At 48.7% G+C, this 18,764-nt stretch carries 16 protein-coding genes and 1 pseudogene; all 17 read left to right on the top strand.

All coding sequences use genetic code 11. The features are described 5' to 3' along the window. The coding region (locus AB1756_06030; GenBank protein MEW5806884.1) for a His/Gly/Thr/Pro-type tRNA ligase C-terminal domain-containing protein at positions 1-443 on the top strand (443 nt) is incomplete at its 5' end. Next, positions 436-2,229 carry an aspartate--tRNA ligase gene (aspS, locus tag AB1756_06025; GenBank protein MEW5806883.1) on the top strand — a complete coding sequence of 598 codons (1,794 nt, stop codon included), beginning with the start codon at positions 436-438 and terminating at the stop codon, positions 2,227-2,229. The genes AB1756_06030 and aspS, both read left to right, overlap by 8 nt. Positions 2,230-2,535: 306 nt before the next feature. Continuing rightward, positions 2,536-3,237 carry a LysM peptidoglycan-binding domain-containing protein gene (locus AB1756_06020; protein ID MEW5806882.1) on the top strand — a complete coding sequence of 234 codons (702 nt, stop codon included), beginning with the start codon at positions 2,536-2,538 and terminating at the stop codon, positions 3,235-3,237. A gap of 24 nt (positions 3,238-3,261) precedes the next feature. Further along, positions 3,262-4,245: a PhoH family protein gene (locus AB1756_06015; protein MEW5806881.1), complete on the top strand. Its 984-nt coding sequence runs from the start codon at positions 3,262-3,264 to the stop codon at positions 4,243-4,245. Positions 4,246-4,318: 73 nt separating this feature from the next. Further along, entirely contained in the window at positions 4,319-6,616 is a 2,298-nt protein-coding gene (locus tag AB1756_06010) for an HDIG domain-containing metalloprotein (protein MEW5806880.1), read from the top strand. 60 nt (positions 6,617-6,676) lie between these two features. After that, the gene (gene ybeY, locus AB1756_06005) at positions 6,677-7,156 is read left to right on the top strand and encodes an rRNA maturation RNase YbeY (protein ID MEW5806879.1); all 480 of its coding nucleotides are present in this window, start codon (positions 6,677-6,679) and stop codon (positions 7,154-7,156) included. Then, complete coding sequence (locus AB1756_06000; protein ID MEW5806878.1) at positions 7,149-8,408, top strand: hemolysin family protein; 1,260 nt, start codon at positions 7,149-7,151, stop codon at positions 8,406-8,408. Before ybeY ends, AB1756_06000 begins: the two co-directional genes overlap by 8 nt. 50 nt (positions 8,409-8,458) lie before the next feature. After that, a complete protein-coding gene (gene era, locus AB1756_05995) occupies positions 8,459-9,361 on the top strand; it encodes a GTPase Era (GenBank protein ID MEW5806877.1) in 903 nt (300 codons plus the stop codon). Positions 9,362-9,484: 123 nt separating this feature from the next. Beyond that, the gene (recO, locus tag AB1756_05990) at positions 9,485-10,255 is read left to right on the top strand and encodes a DNA repair protein RecO (GenBank protein MEW5806876.1); all 771 of its coding nucleotides are present in this window, start codon (positions 9,485-9,487) and stop codon (positions 10,253-10,255) included. Continuing rightward, positions 10,252-11,154 (top strand): glycine--tRNA ligase subunit alpha, encoded by a 903-nt coding sequence (locus AB1756_05985; GenBank protein ID MEW5806875.1) that lies wholly within the window; start codon positions 10,252-10,254, stop codon positions 11,152-11,154. Before recO ends, AB1756_05985 begins: the two co-directional genes overlap by 4 nt. Before the next feature lie 41 nt (positions 11,155-11,195). After that, on the top strand, positions 11,196-13,325 hold the full coding sequence (gene glyS / locus AB1756_05980) for a glycine--tRNA ligase subunit beta (protein ID MEW5806874.1): 2,130 nt from the start codon (positions 11,196-11,198) through the stop codon (positions 13,323-13,325). 21 nt (positions 13,326-13,346) lie between these two features. Continuing rightward, on the top strand, positions 13,347-16,073 hold the full coding sequence (ppdK, locus tag AB1756_05975; GenBank protein ID MEW5806873.1) for a pyruvate, phosphate dikinase: 2,727 nt from the start codon (positions 13,347-13,349) through the stop codon (positions 16,071-16,073). Between the two features lie 75 nt (positions 16,074-16,148). Further along, positions 16,149-17,048, top strand: coding sequence for a RimK family alpha-L-glutamate ligase (locus AB1756_05970; protein MEW5806872.1), 900 nt, complete (start codon positions 16,149-16,151; stop codon positions 17,046-17,048). Positions 17,049-17,180: 132 nt separating this feature from the next. After that, positions 17,181-17,717, top strand: coding sequence for a TraR/DksA C4-type zinc finger protein (locus AB1756_05965; GenBank protein ID MEW5806871.1), 537 nt, complete (start codon positions 17,181-17,183; stop codon positions 17,715-17,717). Positions 17,718-17,831: 114 nt separating this feature from the next. Continuing rightward, positions 17,832-18,038 (top strand): annotated as a pseudogene (locus AB1756_05960) (hypothetical protein). Between the two features lie 126 nt (positions 18,039-18,164). Beyond that, positions 18,165-18,401 carry a ferritin family protein gene (locus AB1756_05955; GenBank protein ID MEW5806870.1) on the top strand — a complete coding sequence of 79 codons (237 nt, stop codon included), beginning with the start codon at positions 18,165-18,167 and terminating at the stop codon, positions 18,399-18,401. 17 nt (positions 18,402-18,418) lie between these two features. Beyond that, a partial coding sequence (locus tag AB1756_05950; GenBank protein MEW5806869.1) for a lyase family protein occupies positions 18,419-18,764 on the top strand: 346 nt, incomplete at its 3' end.

Here is an 18,764-nt window from a genome sequence, read left to right as displayed (position 1 = left end):
AGAACTCAATCCTCGGTGGAGGAAGGTATGATGGTCTCGTCGAAGAGCTTGGGGGACCGAAGATTCCGGGCTTTGGATTTGCCGCAGGAATGGAACGGATCGTCATGCTCCTGCCCGATGATGTCCCTGAAGGAGATGAAGGAAAACCCCATCTTTTCATAGCGACAATGAGTGAACAGGGGTTCAACAGGGGAATCGAGATATGCATGGCTCTTAGGAGGAAAGGGATCAGGGTAAGCATGGCAACGGAGACGAAGAGCCTGAATGTCCAGATGCGTGCAGCAAACAGAGAAAACGCCACTTTCGTTATCTTCATCGGTGACGAAGAGATAAGGAGTGGAGCAGCTGGAATCAAAGATATGAGAAGCGGAAAGCAGCGATCTGTCGGACTAGAGGAGATTGAATCATTATCGGAAGGATTCCGCAATGTCATCTATGGATAAAGAGTCGCTGCACAGATTGCTGAAAAGGACGGTCTGGTGCGGTGAGCTCAGGGATTCCTATGAAGGAAGGGAAGTCATCCTGACGGGATGGCTCAACAGGAAGAGGAATCTCGGGAAGTTGATCTTCGTCGATTTAAGGGATAGGAGCGGAATCGCCCAGATCATCTTCGACCCATCCATGGACCCAGATCTTCACGAACAGGCTGCCTCCCTCAGAAATGAAGATGTGATTTCCGTGAGGGGAAAGGTAAAGAGAAGGGGGGAGGGCAACATCAATCCGGACATGCCCACAGGAGAGGTCGAGGTGCTTGCAGGGGAACTCCAGATTCTCAACAGGTCGGAGACGCTTCCCTTTACTGTGGAGGATGGGGCCAGAGCCGGGGACGAGCTCAAGCTTAAGTACCGCTACATCGACCTGCGCAGGCCGAATCTTCAGAACATCATCATCCAGAGACATCGAATCGCAAAGGCCGTCAGGGATTACCTTGATGCAAAGGGCTTTGTGGAGATCGAGACTCCAATCCTCACGAAATCGACCCCGGAAGGGGCGAGGGATTACATCGTTCCATCCAGGATCCATAAGGGGAGCTTCTATGCTATGCCGCAGTCTCCACAGCTCTTCAAGCAGCTCCTGATGATTGCTGGATTCGAAAAATATTACCAGATTGCAAAATGTTTCCGCGACGAGGATCTGAGGGCTGACAGACAGCCGGAATTCACCCAGATCGATATCGAGATGTCTTTCATCGAGCAACAGGATATATACGAACTAGTCGAAGGCCTGCTGGGGTTCGCATTTGAATCGGTGGGGAAGAAGATCGAAACACCCTTTCCCCGGTTGACCTATAAAGAAGCAGTGGATCGCTTTGGCAGCGACCGTCCGGATACAAGGTTCGGGATGGAAATAATAGATCTGAGCGACATCTTGGATGGATGCGACTATGCTCTCGTATCCAATGCCCTTTCATCTGGAGGAGTAGCTAGATGCATAAACTTGAAGGGTGGAGCAAAATACTCGAGGAAGAAGATTGATGAGATTTCTAATGAAGCAATCAACCTTGGTGGAAGAGGCATCCTCTGGATGAAGAAGGATGGTGGCTCGCTCAACTCCCCCATGCTGAAGCATATCGGAATTGAGAGAGCTTCATCCATCGCTTCAAGAGCAGCGATCGGGGATGGGGATGCCCTGCTCATTTCCGCTGATAAGGCGGATATAGTCAACAGAGTGCTTGGATCTCTCCGGTTGAAGATCGCAAGGGAAGAATCGCTCATCGATGAAAACACCTGGTCCGTTCTGTGGATCCATGATTTTCCGCTTCTCCAATGGAATCCGGACGAGAAGAGATGGGAAGCCTGCCACCATCCCTTTACATCGCCGAATCCGGATGATCTGGAGAGAATTGACGTTGATCCGGGAAGCGTCAGGGCACTTGCCTACGATATCGTGCTGAACGGACAGGAGATTGGCGGAGGGAGCATCAGGAACCATAGCGTTGCGATACAGGAAAAGATTTTTCGGGTTCTCGGACTGGCCCCGGAAGAGTTAAACACTAAATTTGGCTTTCTCCTTCAAGCACTCAAATCAGGGGCACCACCGCACGGCGGGATCGCCCTTGGCTTTGATAGGCTCGTTGCCATCCTCACGGGTTGCGATTCGATCAGGGATGTCATCGCTTTCCCAAAGACCACTAGCGCAACGTGCCTTATGACCGGCTCCCCATCGAGAATAGATCGGAAACAGCTTGAGGAGCTAGGGCTATCGGTGGAAGAATCTTTTCTGGAATAGACTATCTTTCGGATGCTAATTGTGTCTACGAGATTCGCGTAAAATGAAAAGATTCCATTGAAAATGAGGGATGGATAGATTAGATTACAATTAAATGATCAGGGCATCTTGCGCTGGTTGTCAAAAGATCACAACATGAAAGCTGGTCTAGAAGACTCATCTTGGTTACTTACAAGATCGATATTACTGATATCCGCACTGGTATCCGCGATTCTTTTCCTTTCAGGTTGCCCTAAAAAGCCGATCAACGAAGCAGATGATGTCAATAACATCCTGGCGAGCGTGAAGGGGAGGTGCGCTACGGTTTTGGCATCTGGCGAGATTGCAGAAATACAGCTTCTTGTTGATGAGATGAATGCAATGGCGGAAAAAGGAAAGAAGAGAAAGACGAGAGAAAAAGCTCTTGTCATACTTTCTCTCCTCAAGAGCGTCGATGAGAATGTGGAGAGGGAGAAAGAGGAGATAGCAAAGGAGTATGAAGAAGAGAGAATGAAAGCGATAGAAGTTTTAAAGGAAGCAAGGGAAGAAGGAGGCCTCGTTTGCAGTCAAAATCTGATCTACGAGGCAAGCCTCCTCATCGAACAGGCAGATGAAGCCCGGGCATCGACTGAGTGCAGGCATCATGAATCTATGGCCCTTCTGAGGAAGTCTATGGAAGCTCCGCTGCTTGCAAGAGAGAGAGCCATTGCTGAACGAGAAAGGATCAGGAGAGAAGAGGAGGAAAGAAGAAGGTTGGAAGTAAAAGAAGTGCCATCTTCTCCAAGGGAGGAGACGAAGATTTGGGTCGTCCGGCAGGGCGAGTCTCTATGGAAGATATCGTCTAACGTTGAGATCTACGGTGATCCATTCATGTGGCCACTCATTTTCTGGGCAAACAGATCCCAGATCAAAGACCCGAACATCATCTATTATGGGCAAAACCTGAAGATCCCTAGGAACTTCAAAAAGGAAGAAATGGAGGAAGCGATCAAACGAGCGAAATCGGGCCTGGAGGAAGGACTGGAATAATATAATCTGAAAGGTATAGTGCTAATGAAAAAGGTAAAATTCTGCTCGGAAGGGATGGAATCCTTTCTCGGGAACTTCGATGAGAACCTGAAGTTTATTGAAAAAGTCTTCGGCGTTTCCCTCTCTGCGAGAGGAGACGAATTCACCATCCAGGGCGACGATAAGAAGGTGCAGGAAGTCTCCCTCTTCCTCACACAACTCTCGGGTGTCGTCGAGCAGGGAATTGTTCTGTCCAGAGATGACATTCGTGTAGCCTGCAATCTATTTAAATCCAATAGTTCTATCCCTCTCATCGAGCACTTCACCAACTACAGGATAAGACCATCTTCGAAAAAATTCGTCATGCCGAGGAGCGAGAATCAGAGACGCTATATCGAAGCCATCCGTGACAATGACATGGTCCTCGGGATCGGTCCCGCCGGGACGGGCAAGACATACCTTGCAGTCGCCATGGCAATATCCTATTTCAATGAGAAGAGGGTTAGCCGGATCATACTGGCAAGACCGGCAGTTGAAGCCGGGGAGAAACTTGGCTTTTTGCCTGGGGATATAGCCCAGAAAGTTGATCCGTACCTGCGGCCGCTTTACGATGCCATTTACGACATGGTTGACAGGGATAAGGCAGAGCGATTGTTGGAGAGGGGTGAGATAGAAATCGCTCCGCTTGCCTTCATGCGGGGAAGGACTCTCAACGATTCTTTTGCCATACTCGATGAAGCCCAGAACACGACCTCAGACCAGATGAAGATGTTCCTGACGAGGATCGGGTTTAATTCCAAAGCTGTCATCACAGGAGACATCACGCAAATCGACCTTCCCCTGGGAAAGACATCGGGCCTCGTAGAATCCCAGTACATCATCGGTTCCATTCCGGGGATCAGATTTGTCTATTTTAATGAGCAGGACGTGGTCAGGCATCCCTTAGTCCAGAAGGTTATAAAAGCGTATGAACGATACGAGAATGCAAAGAGACGCGATAATGAAAAAACAGCAAAAAAGGATGTTTGAGCTGTTAACTTTAGATGCATGAAAAAAGAGTATGGCGCTGATTAAGAAAAAAAAGAATGGTTCCGGGTTCAAGATGCAGAAGATTAGGGAGAACATCGACCTTTTTCTCAGGGAAAAGGTAAAGATAAGCGCCAATACTCTCCTTGGCTTCACACCGTTCTGGAACGTTCTCTTCGTCATGCTCCTCATCATTCTGGCATCCCAGCATAGCTGCGGCGGAAGATTCGAGAGGTTTTCTGCTGGAGAAGTAGCTCCATACGATATCGTCTCTCCCTTCGATTTTGAGATTCCTGATGAGAAGAGGACAACTGAAAGAAGAGAGGAAGCAAGAAGGAACAGCATCGACGTTTACTCCTATGATTCAAGAAAGGCGGAGAGATTCATCTCATCGCTGAATATCATCACGGATGAGTTATCCCTTCTCCCCCCAGAGCAAGTCTCCATTCCTTCTGCCACGGATAGAGAGCACACTCCATCGCTCGATCGGATCCTTTCCAGGTTACCAAAAGATGTAACGATCTATCAGATACAGGCTCTTAGGAAAGTGAGCCAGGATGAAAAAGCTCTTAAAAGCATTATCTTGGACCTATCCAGGATCGTGAACCGTAAAATCGTCACGAGCAAGGCTTCCCTGCCTGAAGGAAAGAGGATCATCATCAAGTACTACCATGAGAGGAAAGAAGAAATTGTAAATGACTTCAATGGAATAATTGACCTGAGTGATGTTGAGATAGCGACCGGAAATAGCGTGGATAAATTAACCCATATCGCGCGAAAGGAAAAGGAGGCAGTTGCAGCGCTCATATTCAGGATGGTCGATGCCAATCTCAACTATGATCTCAGCGAATCGGTGAGAAGACAGGACGAAGCTGCACGAAATGTTCCTCCCGTTGTCGAGAAATTTCCGAAGGGCAGCATCATCATCAGAAAGGGAGACCAGTTCACTCCAAACACGCTGAATATCCTCGAACTCATTGACAGGAGGAGGCCAGCGAGATTTGACGCAGCCGAGCTTCTCGGCTTCGTACTGATCTTCGTATTTCTGATCTTTTTCCTCTGGCGTTATGATATCTACCATCAGAAAGGATTCAAGAAGGTCTCCCACCTCCATGCCCTGATGGTTTCATGCATTATAGTGACCGCTATCATAGCAAGGGGGATCATATGGATCGCGAACAGCGTCGCAGACGACCTGAACTTCCCATTCAACCAGGCGGAGTCCTACTATTTCCTCATCCCAGTGGCGGCAGGCGCCATGCTAATCACCCTTCTTGCAAATGCCAGGATCGCTACAACCTTCTCCATTTTTACAAGCTTCGTCTTCGGCGTTCTGACAGGATGGAACCTCCATTTTATGCTCTACTCGCTGATCAGCAGTTTTGCGGCCATCTATGGAATAACGCAGTACAAGGAAAGGACGGCCCTGTTGAAGACTGGTTTCATCGTTGGAGTCGTAAACGTTCTTTCTATCGTAGCCCTCGTCTCCGTTCAGGAAAAGATTGGGGATACGCAGTCGCTGTTCTTGAACATTCTCAATGGATTCATCGGTGGAGCTCTCTTTGTTCCTCTTCTCGTTTCCTTTCTTCTCCCCATTCTAGAACGGCTCTTTGCAATCCTTACGGATATTCGTCTGCTCGAGCTTTCAAACCTCAACAATCCGCTCCTGAGGAGTTTTGCCCTGAAAGTTCCGGGCAGTTACAATCACAGCCTGATCCTGGGCAGCATTGCGGAAGCCGCCGCAGAAGCGGTGAATGCCAATCCGCTTTTCTGCCGCGTTGCTGCCTATTATCACGACATCGGGAAGATGAGCAAACCGGATTACTTCGTTGAGAACCAGATGGGAGGGTATAACCCTCACGAGAAGCTTTCCGCAAACATAAGCATCCTGATCTTGATCAGCCACGTCAAGGAGGGGATCAAGTTGGCCAAAGAGCATGGATTGCCCCAACAGATCATCGACATCATCCCGCAACACCATGGAACCAGGCTCATCACCTTCTTTTACGAGAAGGCGAAAAAGAAGGTTGACCGCAATGTTCCAGAGCCTGACGAGAACGCCTTCCGGTACCCGGGACCCAAGCCACAGACCAAGGAGGCCGCTATCTTCATGCTTGCGGACGCCGTTGAGGCAGCCGCTCGAACAATAGAAAACCCCACACCAGCCAGGATCAAGGAGATGATCAACAAGATCAGCAGGGACATCGTCCTGGATGGCCAGCTGGACCAGTGCGACCTGACATTCACGGATCTGGAGAAAATCACAAGTTCCCTCGTGAAATCGCTGAGCGCCATGTATCATCGCAGGATCAATTATCCCGGCTATGATTTCGATCACATCCCTCCTAAAACGACGGTGGAAGAGATTGCATGACTCGACCTCATCTTGAGAATAGGCTATTATTTTTCAGGGTTGCTTGATCGCTCTTTTGAGATGAGAAGATTTGAAATTTCCATTGTAAACGATTGTAAAGCTTCCAGGATCGACAAGAATCCCTTCAAACGATTTCTGCGGGAACTCGGCGGGAGAATGGGTATCGAAGCCGATCAGGTATCCGTTCTCTTCACTGATGATCCGCACATGAAGAAACTCAATGCGAAGTACCGCGGCAGGAATATGACTACCGATGTCCTTTCATTCCCGGCAGGCGAGAAGAACCTCGAAGGGTTGACCAACATGGGGGATATAGTCATCTCCATACCAGCTGCCGTCAGCCAGGCAAAGATGGCAGGATGGCCACTTGAAATGGAGATAAAGAAGCTCCTGACGCATGGCTTCCTGCACTTGGCCGGATATGACCATGAAACCGACCGCGGCGAGATGAGAAGAATGGAAGAAAAGTATTTTAATGAGCTGATCGCAATGAAATCTAGCCGATCAAGAAAAAGAAAAGGAGGATGCCGTACTGGATAACGTACTGCCCTATATATTCATCGCGCTGGCTCTCTCCTTCATATTCTTCGCCCTCTCAGTCCTGAAGTCTGCCATCAATTCCATCAGCGAGGTGGCAGCAAGGAAGGTGGCAGAGATCAAGGGGCAGAACTACCCCTTCTTCACGGAGAAACTCTACAGCAATCCCTCCAAGATGAGAATCGTCCTTCAATTATCACGGCAGACATCCCTCATCGGCGCAACTTTCGCGACTCTGGCGGTCTTAAACATTCTTGAAATCTCCTATGCAGTTACCTGGACGCTTCTTGCCAGCATCGTCGTTCTGATCATGTTCGTGGAGCAACTGGCCGCCAGGCTCGTCGTGGCCATTAATCCAGAAAAAGCTTTTGCGGTTACCATTCCTTTTCTTCCACCCGTCTATCTGATCTTTTATCCGTTGATGATTCCAATATACAGGATCCTCTTCGCTGCCAGGAAAAGATTCGGTGCCGTAATCGACAGAGAAGACGACGAAACGCTGGAAGAGAATATCAGAGCATTTATAGACGTGGGGGAGAAGGAGGGAATACTGGAGAAGGAAGAGGGGATACTCGTAAAGAGCATAGTCGATTTCGGCTACACGCTGGCGCGCGAGGTGATGACTCCAAGGACGGACATGGTGGTCATCAAAAGCGATGAAAGCCTGGAGAGCCTCAAGAAGCTCTTCATTCGCAAGAAGCATTCGAGGATCCCGGTTTACAATGACAATATAGACAACATTGCAGGAATCGTATACATCAAGGACCTGCTGGAAACTCTCGCCCTCCAGAAAGGGGAGATGGGCATCTCCGATTTCATCAAGCCGGCTCACTTCGTCCCTGAGACGAAGAAGGTCTCGGATCTCCTTAAGGAGATGCAGCATGAAAAGATACAGATCGCCATCGTAGTCGATGAGTACGGCGGAACTGCAGGGCTTATCACCATCGAGGATCTCGTCGAGGAGATCGTCGGCGAGATCAGCGATGTCCACGAGAGGGAAGAAGATGATATCGTCAAGGAAACGGAGGATAGTTACCTCGTCAAGGGCATCTGTAACATTGAAAAGGTTGAGGCGCTCTTCAACGTCGAGCTTAAAGAGGAGGGCTTCGATACGGTTGGGGGTTTCATCTTCGCCAGACTTGGACGAGTTCCCCTAGAAGGGGAATCGTTTGATGCCAGAGAAATCAAATTTGAGATACTGAGAGCCGACCACAGAAGGATCAGGAGAGTTAGGATAAAGAAAATCCTTTCATAGATTGACTCTACGATGATCTTCATCGCCGGCCATTGACATAAATAATTCAAATGAGTGAAGAAAGGGATGAAAAATTCCTCTCTGGGTATGTAACCATCACCGGAAGGACAAATGTTGGAAAATCGACTCTCTTCAACCGCCTTGTCGGCGAAAAGATCGCCATAGTATCCGATGTTCCGCAGACGACGAGAAATCGCATTCTGGGTGTGAGGACGGAGAAAAACTTCCAGATCGCCTTTGTCGATGTACCTGGCTTCCACACTCCAAAACACAGCATGAATAGAGCCATGGTCAAGAGGGCTCTGGACGCGTTAGAAGGCGTCGATCTCATTGTCTTCATGATTGCAGCGGATGAACATGTTGGAGGAGGGGATCACTATGTCGCCACGCTCATCAAGGAAAAGTCACTTCGTGCCATCTGCGCCATCAACAAGGTGGACCTTGTCAAGAAAGAGATCACTCTTCCCCTGATCGCAAAGGCAACAAATGAATGGGGGATGCTGGAGGCGGTGCCCATCTCCGCTCTGAATGGGGAAAACTGTAACAGGCTTCTTGATGTCATCGTGAAGTATCTCCCGGAAGGGGGGATGCTCTTTCCCGAACATTACCTGACCGATCAGGCAGAAAGAGCAATCGTTTCAGAGATCATCAGGGAGAAGGTATTTCTCAATATGAAGGAGGAGGTTCCCCACTGCTCAGCCGTCTTCATCGAGAGTTTCCAGGAAAAGGGAGAGAATCTGGTCGTAATAGAAGCATCACTCTTCGTCGAGAGAGAATCGCAGAAGGGGATAATCATCGGGAAGGGCGGGCAGATGCTAAAGAAGATCGGAATGGAGGCGAGGAAGGAGATTGAGCGATTCCTTTCCAAAAGCCTCTATCTCGACCTTTCCGTTAAAGTGAAGCGGAATTGGCGAGATGACGACTCTCTCCTTAGAAAGATCGGCCTCAGATAGGCAAAAGCTCATCTTTCCCTTCTGCTGAATTAAATAATTCCCCTATTTGAAATAGTCTGGGTGGCGCTTTAAACGGAAGACTGCTTCTGCTATAATTTTTCGATTAAAATATGCCCAATCATTATGCTGCTTAAGCGAAGTGATGCATTTGTTCTAAAATCAATGAAGTATGGCGAAAGCGATAGAATAGTAACCTTCTATTCAAGGAATTTCGGCAAGATCACAGGGATCGCCAGAGGGGCGGCGAAAAGCCGAAGGAGATTCGGCGGACTTCTCGAGCCTCTTACGGAGGTTGCCGTGACTTACATGGAAAAGGAAGGGAAAGAGCTCAGTCGCATTGACTCCTGCGATCTGGTGACTTCTCACGTCCAGGTGCAGGAAGATATCAAGGTATATTACGCTTTTGCATACATGGCTGAGATGATTGACCAGTTCTCAACCTGCAGCGAGGAAGACGAGAGATTCTATCGCCTGATAAAGTCAGTCATTGAAGCCATCGAAGGTGGAATCGACCTGGCCATATGCATCCGATATTTCGAGATATGGACACTGAAGCTGCAGGGGATACTTCCAGGAATCAGGGATTGTTCTTCCTGTGGCAGAGAGATAATCAAGGCTGGAGGAGAGTTTTCCCCCACAAGCTGCGACATCTTGTGCTTTTCATGTGGAAAGAGTCTGGACGAGAAGAAGATCAGTATGAAAGCAGAAACACTTGAATTCATCTCCCAGGTCTCAAAGAAGAGGGTAGAAGATCTGAATCAACAGGCCCTTCTCAAAAAGGAATTCGATTCGCGGCTCGAAGAGTTTCTTCATACCCTCTTCATGAATTTTTCAGAGAAACAATTTAAATCTTACAGGTATTTCAAGGAATGTCTAAGAGAACTCAAGGAATAACGTTTCAGCAGATGATCCTTGTGCTTCAGAGATTCTGGGACCTGAAAGGAGCCATCATACTGCAACCTTATGACATCGAGATCGGAGCGGGAACGATGCATCCGGACACCTTCTTCCGCGTCCTCGGTCCTGAGCCCTGGAGGGTTGCCTACATGCAGCCTTCAAGAAGGCCAAGGGATGGGCGGTACTCCAACAACCCGTTCCGTGTTTACAAGCATTACCAGTTCCAGGTTATCCTAAAGCCTTCTCCCCAGGATGTACAGCAGCTCTTTCTTGACTCACTCTGTGAAATGGGGATCAAGATCGAAGATCACGACATCCTGTTCGAAGAGGATAATTGGGAAGCACCCACTCTCGGAGCGGCTGGTGTTGGCTGGCAGGTCATGCTCGATGGGATGGAGATCACCCAGTTCACATACTTCCAGCAGGCAGGCGGGTTCGAACTTTTTCCGATATCTGCAGAAATCACCTATGGACTCGAGAGGATCTGCATGTTTATCAATGAAATTGACAACGTCTTCGACATCCCATGGAGCGAATCTGTAAAGTACGGCGAGATCCGCAAGATGGAGGAGTACGAGATGTCAGTATATTCCTTCAAGAAAGCCGACATCAAACTGCATCAGAACCTTTTCAGATTCCACGAAGCGGAAGCGGAAAAGCTTCTTCAGGAAAAGCTCTACATCCCCGCCTACGAGCAATGCCTGAAGTGCTCTCATATCTTCAACGTCCTCGATTCGAGAGGGGCATTGAGTGTTACGGAAAGGGCTTTCAGCATCCAGAGAGTGAGAAGGATTGCCTGTCGATGCGCAGAGATTTTCCTGGAGAAAAGAGGGGAGCTTGGACACCCACTTCTGAAAACTGCCAATAGAAAGAGGATAAGAGATGAAAAATGGTAAGGATAAAAGAGCGGAAAAAAAGACAAGGGCAGGAGAGAAGAATGAGTAAAGATTTCGTTCTGGAGCTCGGCTGTGAAGAAATACCTGCGCAGATGCTCCCCGATGCCATCAACGACATGGAAAAACTCTTAGAAGCCTTGCTGGCTGAATCCAATCTGAAGTATGAAGCCATTCGTATATTCGCCACTCCGAGACGTCTTGCTGCCATCATCATAAATCTCGATGAACGCCAGCCCAACAGCGAGATAACAATCATCGGTCCGCCGAAGGATGTCGCTTTCCTGCCTGATGGGAATCCGGGAAAAGCCGCTCTGGGATTTGCAAAGGCACAGAATATCGACGTTAAGAAGCTAGAATGTACGGAAAGAAACGGGAGGCAGTTCCTTACCGCGACGAGAACTAAAAAGGGCAAGAAAGCGGTTGAAATACTTCCGGAACTTTTCCAGAGACTCTTCTTAAGTCTCAGTTTTCCGAAGATGATGAGATGGGGTGACGGAATGTTCCGGTTCGTCCGCCCGGTGCATTCGCTTCTGGCGCTTTATGGGAAACAGAGGGTGAACATGAAACTCTTCGGTATTAAGAGCTCCCGATACAGCTTCGGACACAGGGTCTTAGGGGAAAGAAAGATCGAAGTGGAATCCCCGGGACATTACCTTAAGGCTCTAGAAAGAAAGATGGTCATAGCCGACCATTCGAAGAGAAAGAGACTCATCCATGAAATGCTCTTAAAAGAAGCTTCTCGGATCGGTGATGAGCTCAAGCTGGATGAGGCGCTGGAAGACGAGGTTGCCCACATGGTCGAGTACCCGTTCGTCGCATCCGGCCAATTTTCGAAACATTTCCTGGAACTCCCTGAGGAAATCATCGTCACAACCCTGAGGCATCATCAGAAATGCTTCTCTCTCAAGAGGGAAGGAAAGATCACGAATGCCTTCCTCGCCGTTGTAAACAACAAGAAGGAAAAAGCAAAGAACATCCTGAAAAGGATGGAAGGGATCGTGGAAGGAAGACTGAGGGATGCAGAGTTTTACTGGAACGAGGACAGGAAGGTACCTCTGGAATCGAGACTGCAGCTGTTGAAGGGGATCCAGTTCCATGAGAAGCTTGGTAGCTATCATGAGAAGGTAAAAAGAATGGCGCATCTCGCAACTGTCATCTATGATCTTGCTGCTCATTGCCTGTCCAGTGAGGAGAGCGATTCTAAAAAAGAGAAGGATGTTCTTATCTGTTATAAGGACCCAAGCATTGAGAAGGCGGCGCTTCTTTCAAAAGTCGACCTCACGACTGAAATGGTTAAAGATTTCCCCGAACTTCAGGGGATCATGGGAGGGATATATGCCTCGGTAGAAGGGTTGCCCGGCAACGTCTCGAAAGCCATCTACGAGCACTATCTGCCAATGTCCATAACTGATAAGAGCCCATCAAGCTTGCTTGGAGCCGCTCTTTCAATTTCTGACAAGATGGACACAATAATCGGCTGTTTCGGGATCGGCCTGATCCCATCGGGTTCAAAGGACCCATTTGCCCTGAGGAGATCCGCTCAAGGAATCCTGAAGGTCTGCACCGACAGGAAGCTTCACATCCCCTTCGACAGACTTATCGAAGAAGGGATCAGAAGCTACGGAGATCTCTCCATAAAGCTTGATGAAGACGGACTGTCATCGAAAGTTATGGAGTACTTCAAGGAGAGGATGAAGTTCTTTTTTGAATCTGAAGGGAATGCTTACGATACTGTAAACGCCGCACTGGCATCCGGCTGCAACGACCCCTATGATGTGCAGTTGAGGGTTGGGGCCTTGACGAGAATGCGCAGTCATAAAGATTTCGAGAGCATTGCCATATCCCACAAACGAATCAGGAACATCATCTCCGACCAGGAGAAGGGGAAGATAGATGGAAAACTCTTGAGGGATGCAGATGAGATAGAGCTTTATAAAAGCTACCGTTCCGTCCTGGAGAAGGTTGAGCGGTTCGCAGAAGATAAAAAGTATCTGGAAGCACTCCATGAGATCGCTACGCTCCGGGGAAGTGTGGATAGCTTTTTCGATCATGTCCTCGTCATGACCGAGGATACGGACATCAGGAGGAACAGACTCTCGCTACTCTATTCTCTTTCAGATCTCTTCATGAAGATAGCCGATTTCTCAGTGATCGTCGTTTCAGGTGTATAGTCAATCAGGAGATTACAGAAGATGAAGAAATTCTGTTACTTTTTCGGTGGAGGTTCTGCCGAGGGAAATGCAGGGATGAAGGATATCCTCGGAGGCAAGGGAGCAAACATAGCGGAAATGACCAATCTTGGCATCCCTGTTCCGCCAGGTTTTACCATAAGCTCGGAGGCATGCAGGCATTATTTCCAGAATAACGGAAGACTCCCCGATGGTCTTGAGGAGGAAGTCAGGAAGAATACGGCAAGGATAGAAAAGCTTCAGGGGTTGAGATTCGGAGATGAGTTAAAACCGCTTATCGTTTCGATACGGTCAGGGTCGAAGTTCTCCATGCCAGGAATGATGGATACAGTCCTCAATCTCGGTCTCAACGAAAAGACCGTCCGAGGTCTGGCAAAGCTGACCGGCAACGAACGTTTTGCTTACGATTGCTATCGCAGATTCATCCAGATGTACGGAGAGGTCGTTCTTGGTATCCACAAGGAGAAATTCAGCAAAATCCTCCAGGAAGCCAAGGATAAGAGAGGCATCATCAACGATTTTAATCTGACCGCGGATGATTGGAAGAACATTGTGAAACTCTACATCGCCGAGATCGCAAAGAGCCGTGAGTTTCCGGACAAGCCTAACGATCAACTCTGGGGAGCCATCGTGGCTGTATTCGAGTCGTGGAACAATCCGAGGGCAAAGTTCTACCGGAAGATCCATGGGATATCCGACCACTGGGGAACAGCCGTCAACGTCCAGGTCATGGTCTTTGGGAACATGGGGAACAACAGTGCTACCGGTGTTGCATTCACGAGAGACCCGGCTACAGGAGAGGAGCGATTCTTCGGCGAATATCTGAAGAATGCGCAAGGTGAGGATGTCGTTGCCGGAATAAGAACACCCCAGCCTCTGGCAAAAGAAAAGGATTCGAATCTGATCTCCCTCGAGGAGGAGATGCCGGAGATATACGCTGACCTTCTCAAAATCTATCGCCGGCTCGAGGATCATTACAGGGATATGCAGGACATCGAATTCACGATCCAGGAGGGAAAGCTCTTCATCCTTCAGACGAGAACTGGAAAGAGAACCGGTTTCGCATCCGTGAGGATCGCCGTGGACATGGTCCGCAAGGGTTTAATCACCGAAGAAGAGGCAGTACTTAGAGTTGAGCCTGACCAGATCATCCATCTTCTGGCACCGGTTTTTAAGCCCGAAGAAAAAGAGGCAGCGATCAAGGGCGGGAGGGCTCTTGGAAAAGGCCTGAATGCTGGCCCCGGCGCCTCATCCGGAAGAGTGGCTCTTTCTGCTGAGAAAGTAATCGAGATGTCAAGAGACGGTGATTCTGTCATTCTGGTCAGAGTCGAAACGTCGCCTGAAGATATCGCGGGGATGAAGAATGCGAAAGGGATACTGACTGCCCGCGGCGGGATGACCTCTCACGCAGCCGTCGTTGCAAGAGGGATGGGAAAGAGCTGTGTAGTCGGCTGCGGAAAGATGGTTGTCGATTACGAGAATAGAAAGATAAGATTCGACAACATCATCCTGAAAGAGGGGGATTACATCTCGATTGATGGGATGACCGGAGAGGTGATACAGGGCGAGCTTTCAACAATCCCTTCTGAAATCATGAGAGTCCTCGTCGAAAAGTCAATACGGCCTGAGGAGTCCGACATCTACCAGCATTTTGCTCTTCTCATGTCATGGGCCGATCGGAGAAGAAAGCTCGGAGTAAGAGCAAACGCCGATACGCCATTCGACGCCAAGATCGCAAGGAGCTTTGGAGCAGAAGGAATTGGACTGGCCAGGACGGAGCATATGTTCTTCGGAAAAGACAGGATCCTGGCGGTTCGGGAGATGATCCTTTCGGACACGAAAGAAGAGAGAGAAAGAGCATTGGGCAAGATTCTCCCGATGCAGCGGGACGATTTCAAGGAGATCTTCAGGGAGATGAATGGCCTGCCTGTCACAATCAGGCTTCTAGATCCGCCCCTCCATGAGTTCTTGCCCCACGAGGAATCGCAGATAGAAGAGGTCGCCAGCGAGATGGAAGTAGCCGTAGAGAAGTTGAGGGAAAAGGTTCACTCACTGCATGAAATGAACCCGATGCTCGGACACAGGGGATGCCGTCTCGGCATTACTTTTCCAGAGATATATCGGATGCAAGTCAGAGCCATCATCGAGGCAGCATGCCTCACAGCCACGGAAGGGGTCAACGTCATTCCTGAGATCATGATCCCTCTGGTCGGAATTACCTCCGAGTTCAAGATGCTGCGCGAGCTCATCGATGACGTTGCGCGGGAGACCATGCGGAGAGAAGGAAAGAAGATTGAATACCGTGTCGGCACCATGATGGAGATCCCGAGAGCCTGCCTAGTCGCCTCGGAGATCGGAGAGGAAGCCGACTTCTTCTCCTTCGGGACTAACGACCTTACGCAGATGACCTTCGGGTTCAGCAGGGATGATGCCGGGGTTTTCCTTCCTGAATTCGTGGAGCTGAGCATCCTGAAGAAGGACCCCTTCCAGCACATAGACACGGAGGGAGTCGGGAGACTTGTCAGAATAGGCGCGGAAGAAGGGAGGAAGCAGAAGCCTTCACTGAAGATCGGAGTATGCGGCGAGCATGGAGGTGATCCCGATTCAATACATTTCTTCCATTTTGCTGGCCTTGACTACGTGAGCTGCTCGCCCTATCGTGTTCCCGTGGCGAGACTTGCTGCTGCTCATGCTGCCCTTAAAGGAGAGTATCCGGAAGAAAAAGACTGATTTTCAAACACTATTTGCTCTGAATTGCATTCATTAATTTTGAAATTTGATGATAATGGTTCACGGCAGGTTGCGATGAATATCCTCATACTATCCAGAAAGAAGCAACTCTATTCGACGAAGAGATTGATAGAAGTGGCACAGAGGAAGGGGCATAACGTAAAGATGCACGATCCTCTGAACCTTCTCCTCATACTCGGGAAGAAAAACCCAACCATCCATCTCAAGAGCGGCTTCAGGAGGATCCGCGATATCGATGTCGTGCTGCCAAGGATAGGTGCCTCCATCACAGACTATGGCCTTGCGGTTGTCAACCAATTCAGCATGATGGGGATCCCAACCGTCAACAAGTCACAGCCCATAGCACGATCGCGAGACAAGTTCCGATGTCTCCAGCTACTGTCGCGTTACGATATCGATATCCCGAAAACTGTTATGGTGAAAACCCCGGAGCAGATCAGAAAAGGAATCGCTATGGTGGGAGGGCCTCCCGTTATCTTAAAACTCCTCAAAGGGACTCAGGGGATCGGGGTCATGCTCGCCAACGATGTCGGATCGGTGGAATCGGTAATTAGCGCCATCTGGAGCCTTGGTCAGAACATTATGATCCAGGAGTTCGTCGGAGAATCCAAGGGGAAGGATATCCGGGTCCTAGTCGTTGGTGGCAGGATAATCGCAGCCATGAGAAGAGAAGCTCAAATGGACGAGTTTCGCTCCAATATACACCGTGGAGGCTCAGGCAAGGCTGTCAGCCTTAGTGATGAATATGCGAGGGTTGCAATAGAAGCAACCAAGGTAATCGGTCTCGAGATTGCAGGCGTCGATATGCTCGAATCACGGATCGGTCCCAAGGTCGTGGAGATCAACTCCTCCGTGGGCTTCGAGGGACTTGAAAAGGCGACTGGTGTCGATATCGCTGAAGTCATCATCGATTACACAGTGATGTATGCTGAGAAGAGTAGAATGGCAAGATGAGATTGTCCTTCTTCAGGTTGAAAACCGGGAAATCGCAATATTGACTAGTATTAATATATATGCTATTTTTTATGAAATTTATAATTCATCGATAGGTTAAGGATGCTGAAAGCTGCTGTAAGGGGAAGTAAGATGAAAAAATCAAAACTCGAGTATTTTAAGAAAAAGCTCCTTAAGAAACACAAGGAAATCACCGAAAAATATGCCAAGAATAAGGGAAACAGCAAGGAAGACGTAAGGGACGGGACGGAAGATTACATCGATTATGCAGTGAATTCTTATGCTAAAGAGTTTCTTCTTTCCTTGACCGAGATGGACCGCAAGCAGCTTGTTCTCATAGAGGAAGCGCTGAGACGAATCAAGAGTGGGGTGTTTGGCAAATGCCAGCAGTGTTCTCAAGAGATCAGCTCCAAGAGGTTGGAAGTGGCTCCCTGGGCAAGGCACTGCATCCGATGTCAGGAGCTTGAGGAACAGGGAATCCTGCCACATTATAGTTTCAGAAGAGAGGAAGAGTTCGAACTGGAAGATTCGTTAGAGCATGAAGAATTTGAGGGAGAGGAGAGAGAAGGGTTTGAAGAAAATTATAGAAAAGGTTCCGCCTACAAGAAGCGCACGACAAAAAATTATTCTATGGAGAATCTGAACTCCTCTGAGGATGAAGAGGAATGAAAAAGATTGGCCCCGGTTCCAATTTCATCCCATACTGATCATCGCCCACCCCGCTTGAAAACTCAGATCGCTTTATGACAACAACAGAATTCCCAAGCGTCTCTCTCGGACAAGGCTTATCGGTGGATGCTGACCGGACATCCCTGGATCTACAGGGATGATCTAATCTCCACAGAAGGGTGCTGTGATGGGGATATCGTAGATATCACCTATCAGGGGCATCTATACTGGAGAAGGTTCTACAGTGCGAAGTCAAAGATCGGGATTCGCATAATCACAAGACAGAACATTCCTGGCAGCTCTGCGGAGAGCTATTATTAAAATGCTTCATCGTCCATGTGGTATAATTTAAAAAAATAGGCTTCTCAGAGAAGAGTAATAAAGCTTTAAAATGGTTAGCTTTGGTTTCTGACGCCAAAGAAGAAAAGATTGATAAGGAGAACCACCATGGCCAGCGTCCACATCGAGGAGTGGATTTCAAGGATTCTTGATATTGCCATCGCCGACGAGAAAGGCGCGCAGGAAAAATACAAGTTCCTCGCCCTTTACGCGAAGAGGAAGGAGATCAGGGAGCTTTTTATCAAACTTTATCAGGAAGAAAAGCATCATGAAAATACGCTGAGACATATGCAAGAAGATTTCAAGAAGAACAGGAGAACCTGGAAGACGAAGAAAGGACGATAGATTAACTGGAGATAACAATGAAATTCCGGCTTGAAAGGGATTACCTTGGGGCAAAGAAGATCCCTGCTCCCGCATACTATGGAGTTCAATCTCAGCGAGCCCACGATAACTTTCCAATCTGTGACCTCAAGCTTCCGCCAATCTTCACGACATCATACGCTCTCATCAAGAAGGCGGCCACCGAGACCAACAGGGAACTCGACCTTCTAGATCATCGAAAAGCCGCCGCGATCATACGCGCCTGCAACGAGATGATTTCGGGCCGTTTCAAGGAAGAGATTATAGTGGGCGCCTTCCAGGCTGGAGCCGGCACATCGCAGAACATGAATGTCAACGAAGTCATTGCCAATCGCGCAATCGAGA

The sequence above is a fragment of the Acidobacteriota bacterium genome (assembly GCA_040752675.1).
Lineage (GTDB): Bacteria > Acidobacteriota > Polarisedimenticolia > JBFMGF01 > JBFMGF01 > JBFMGF01.
The sequence above is the reverse complement of the archived record's forward strand: the minus strand, read 5'-3'. Positions and strand labels throughout refer to the sequence as shown.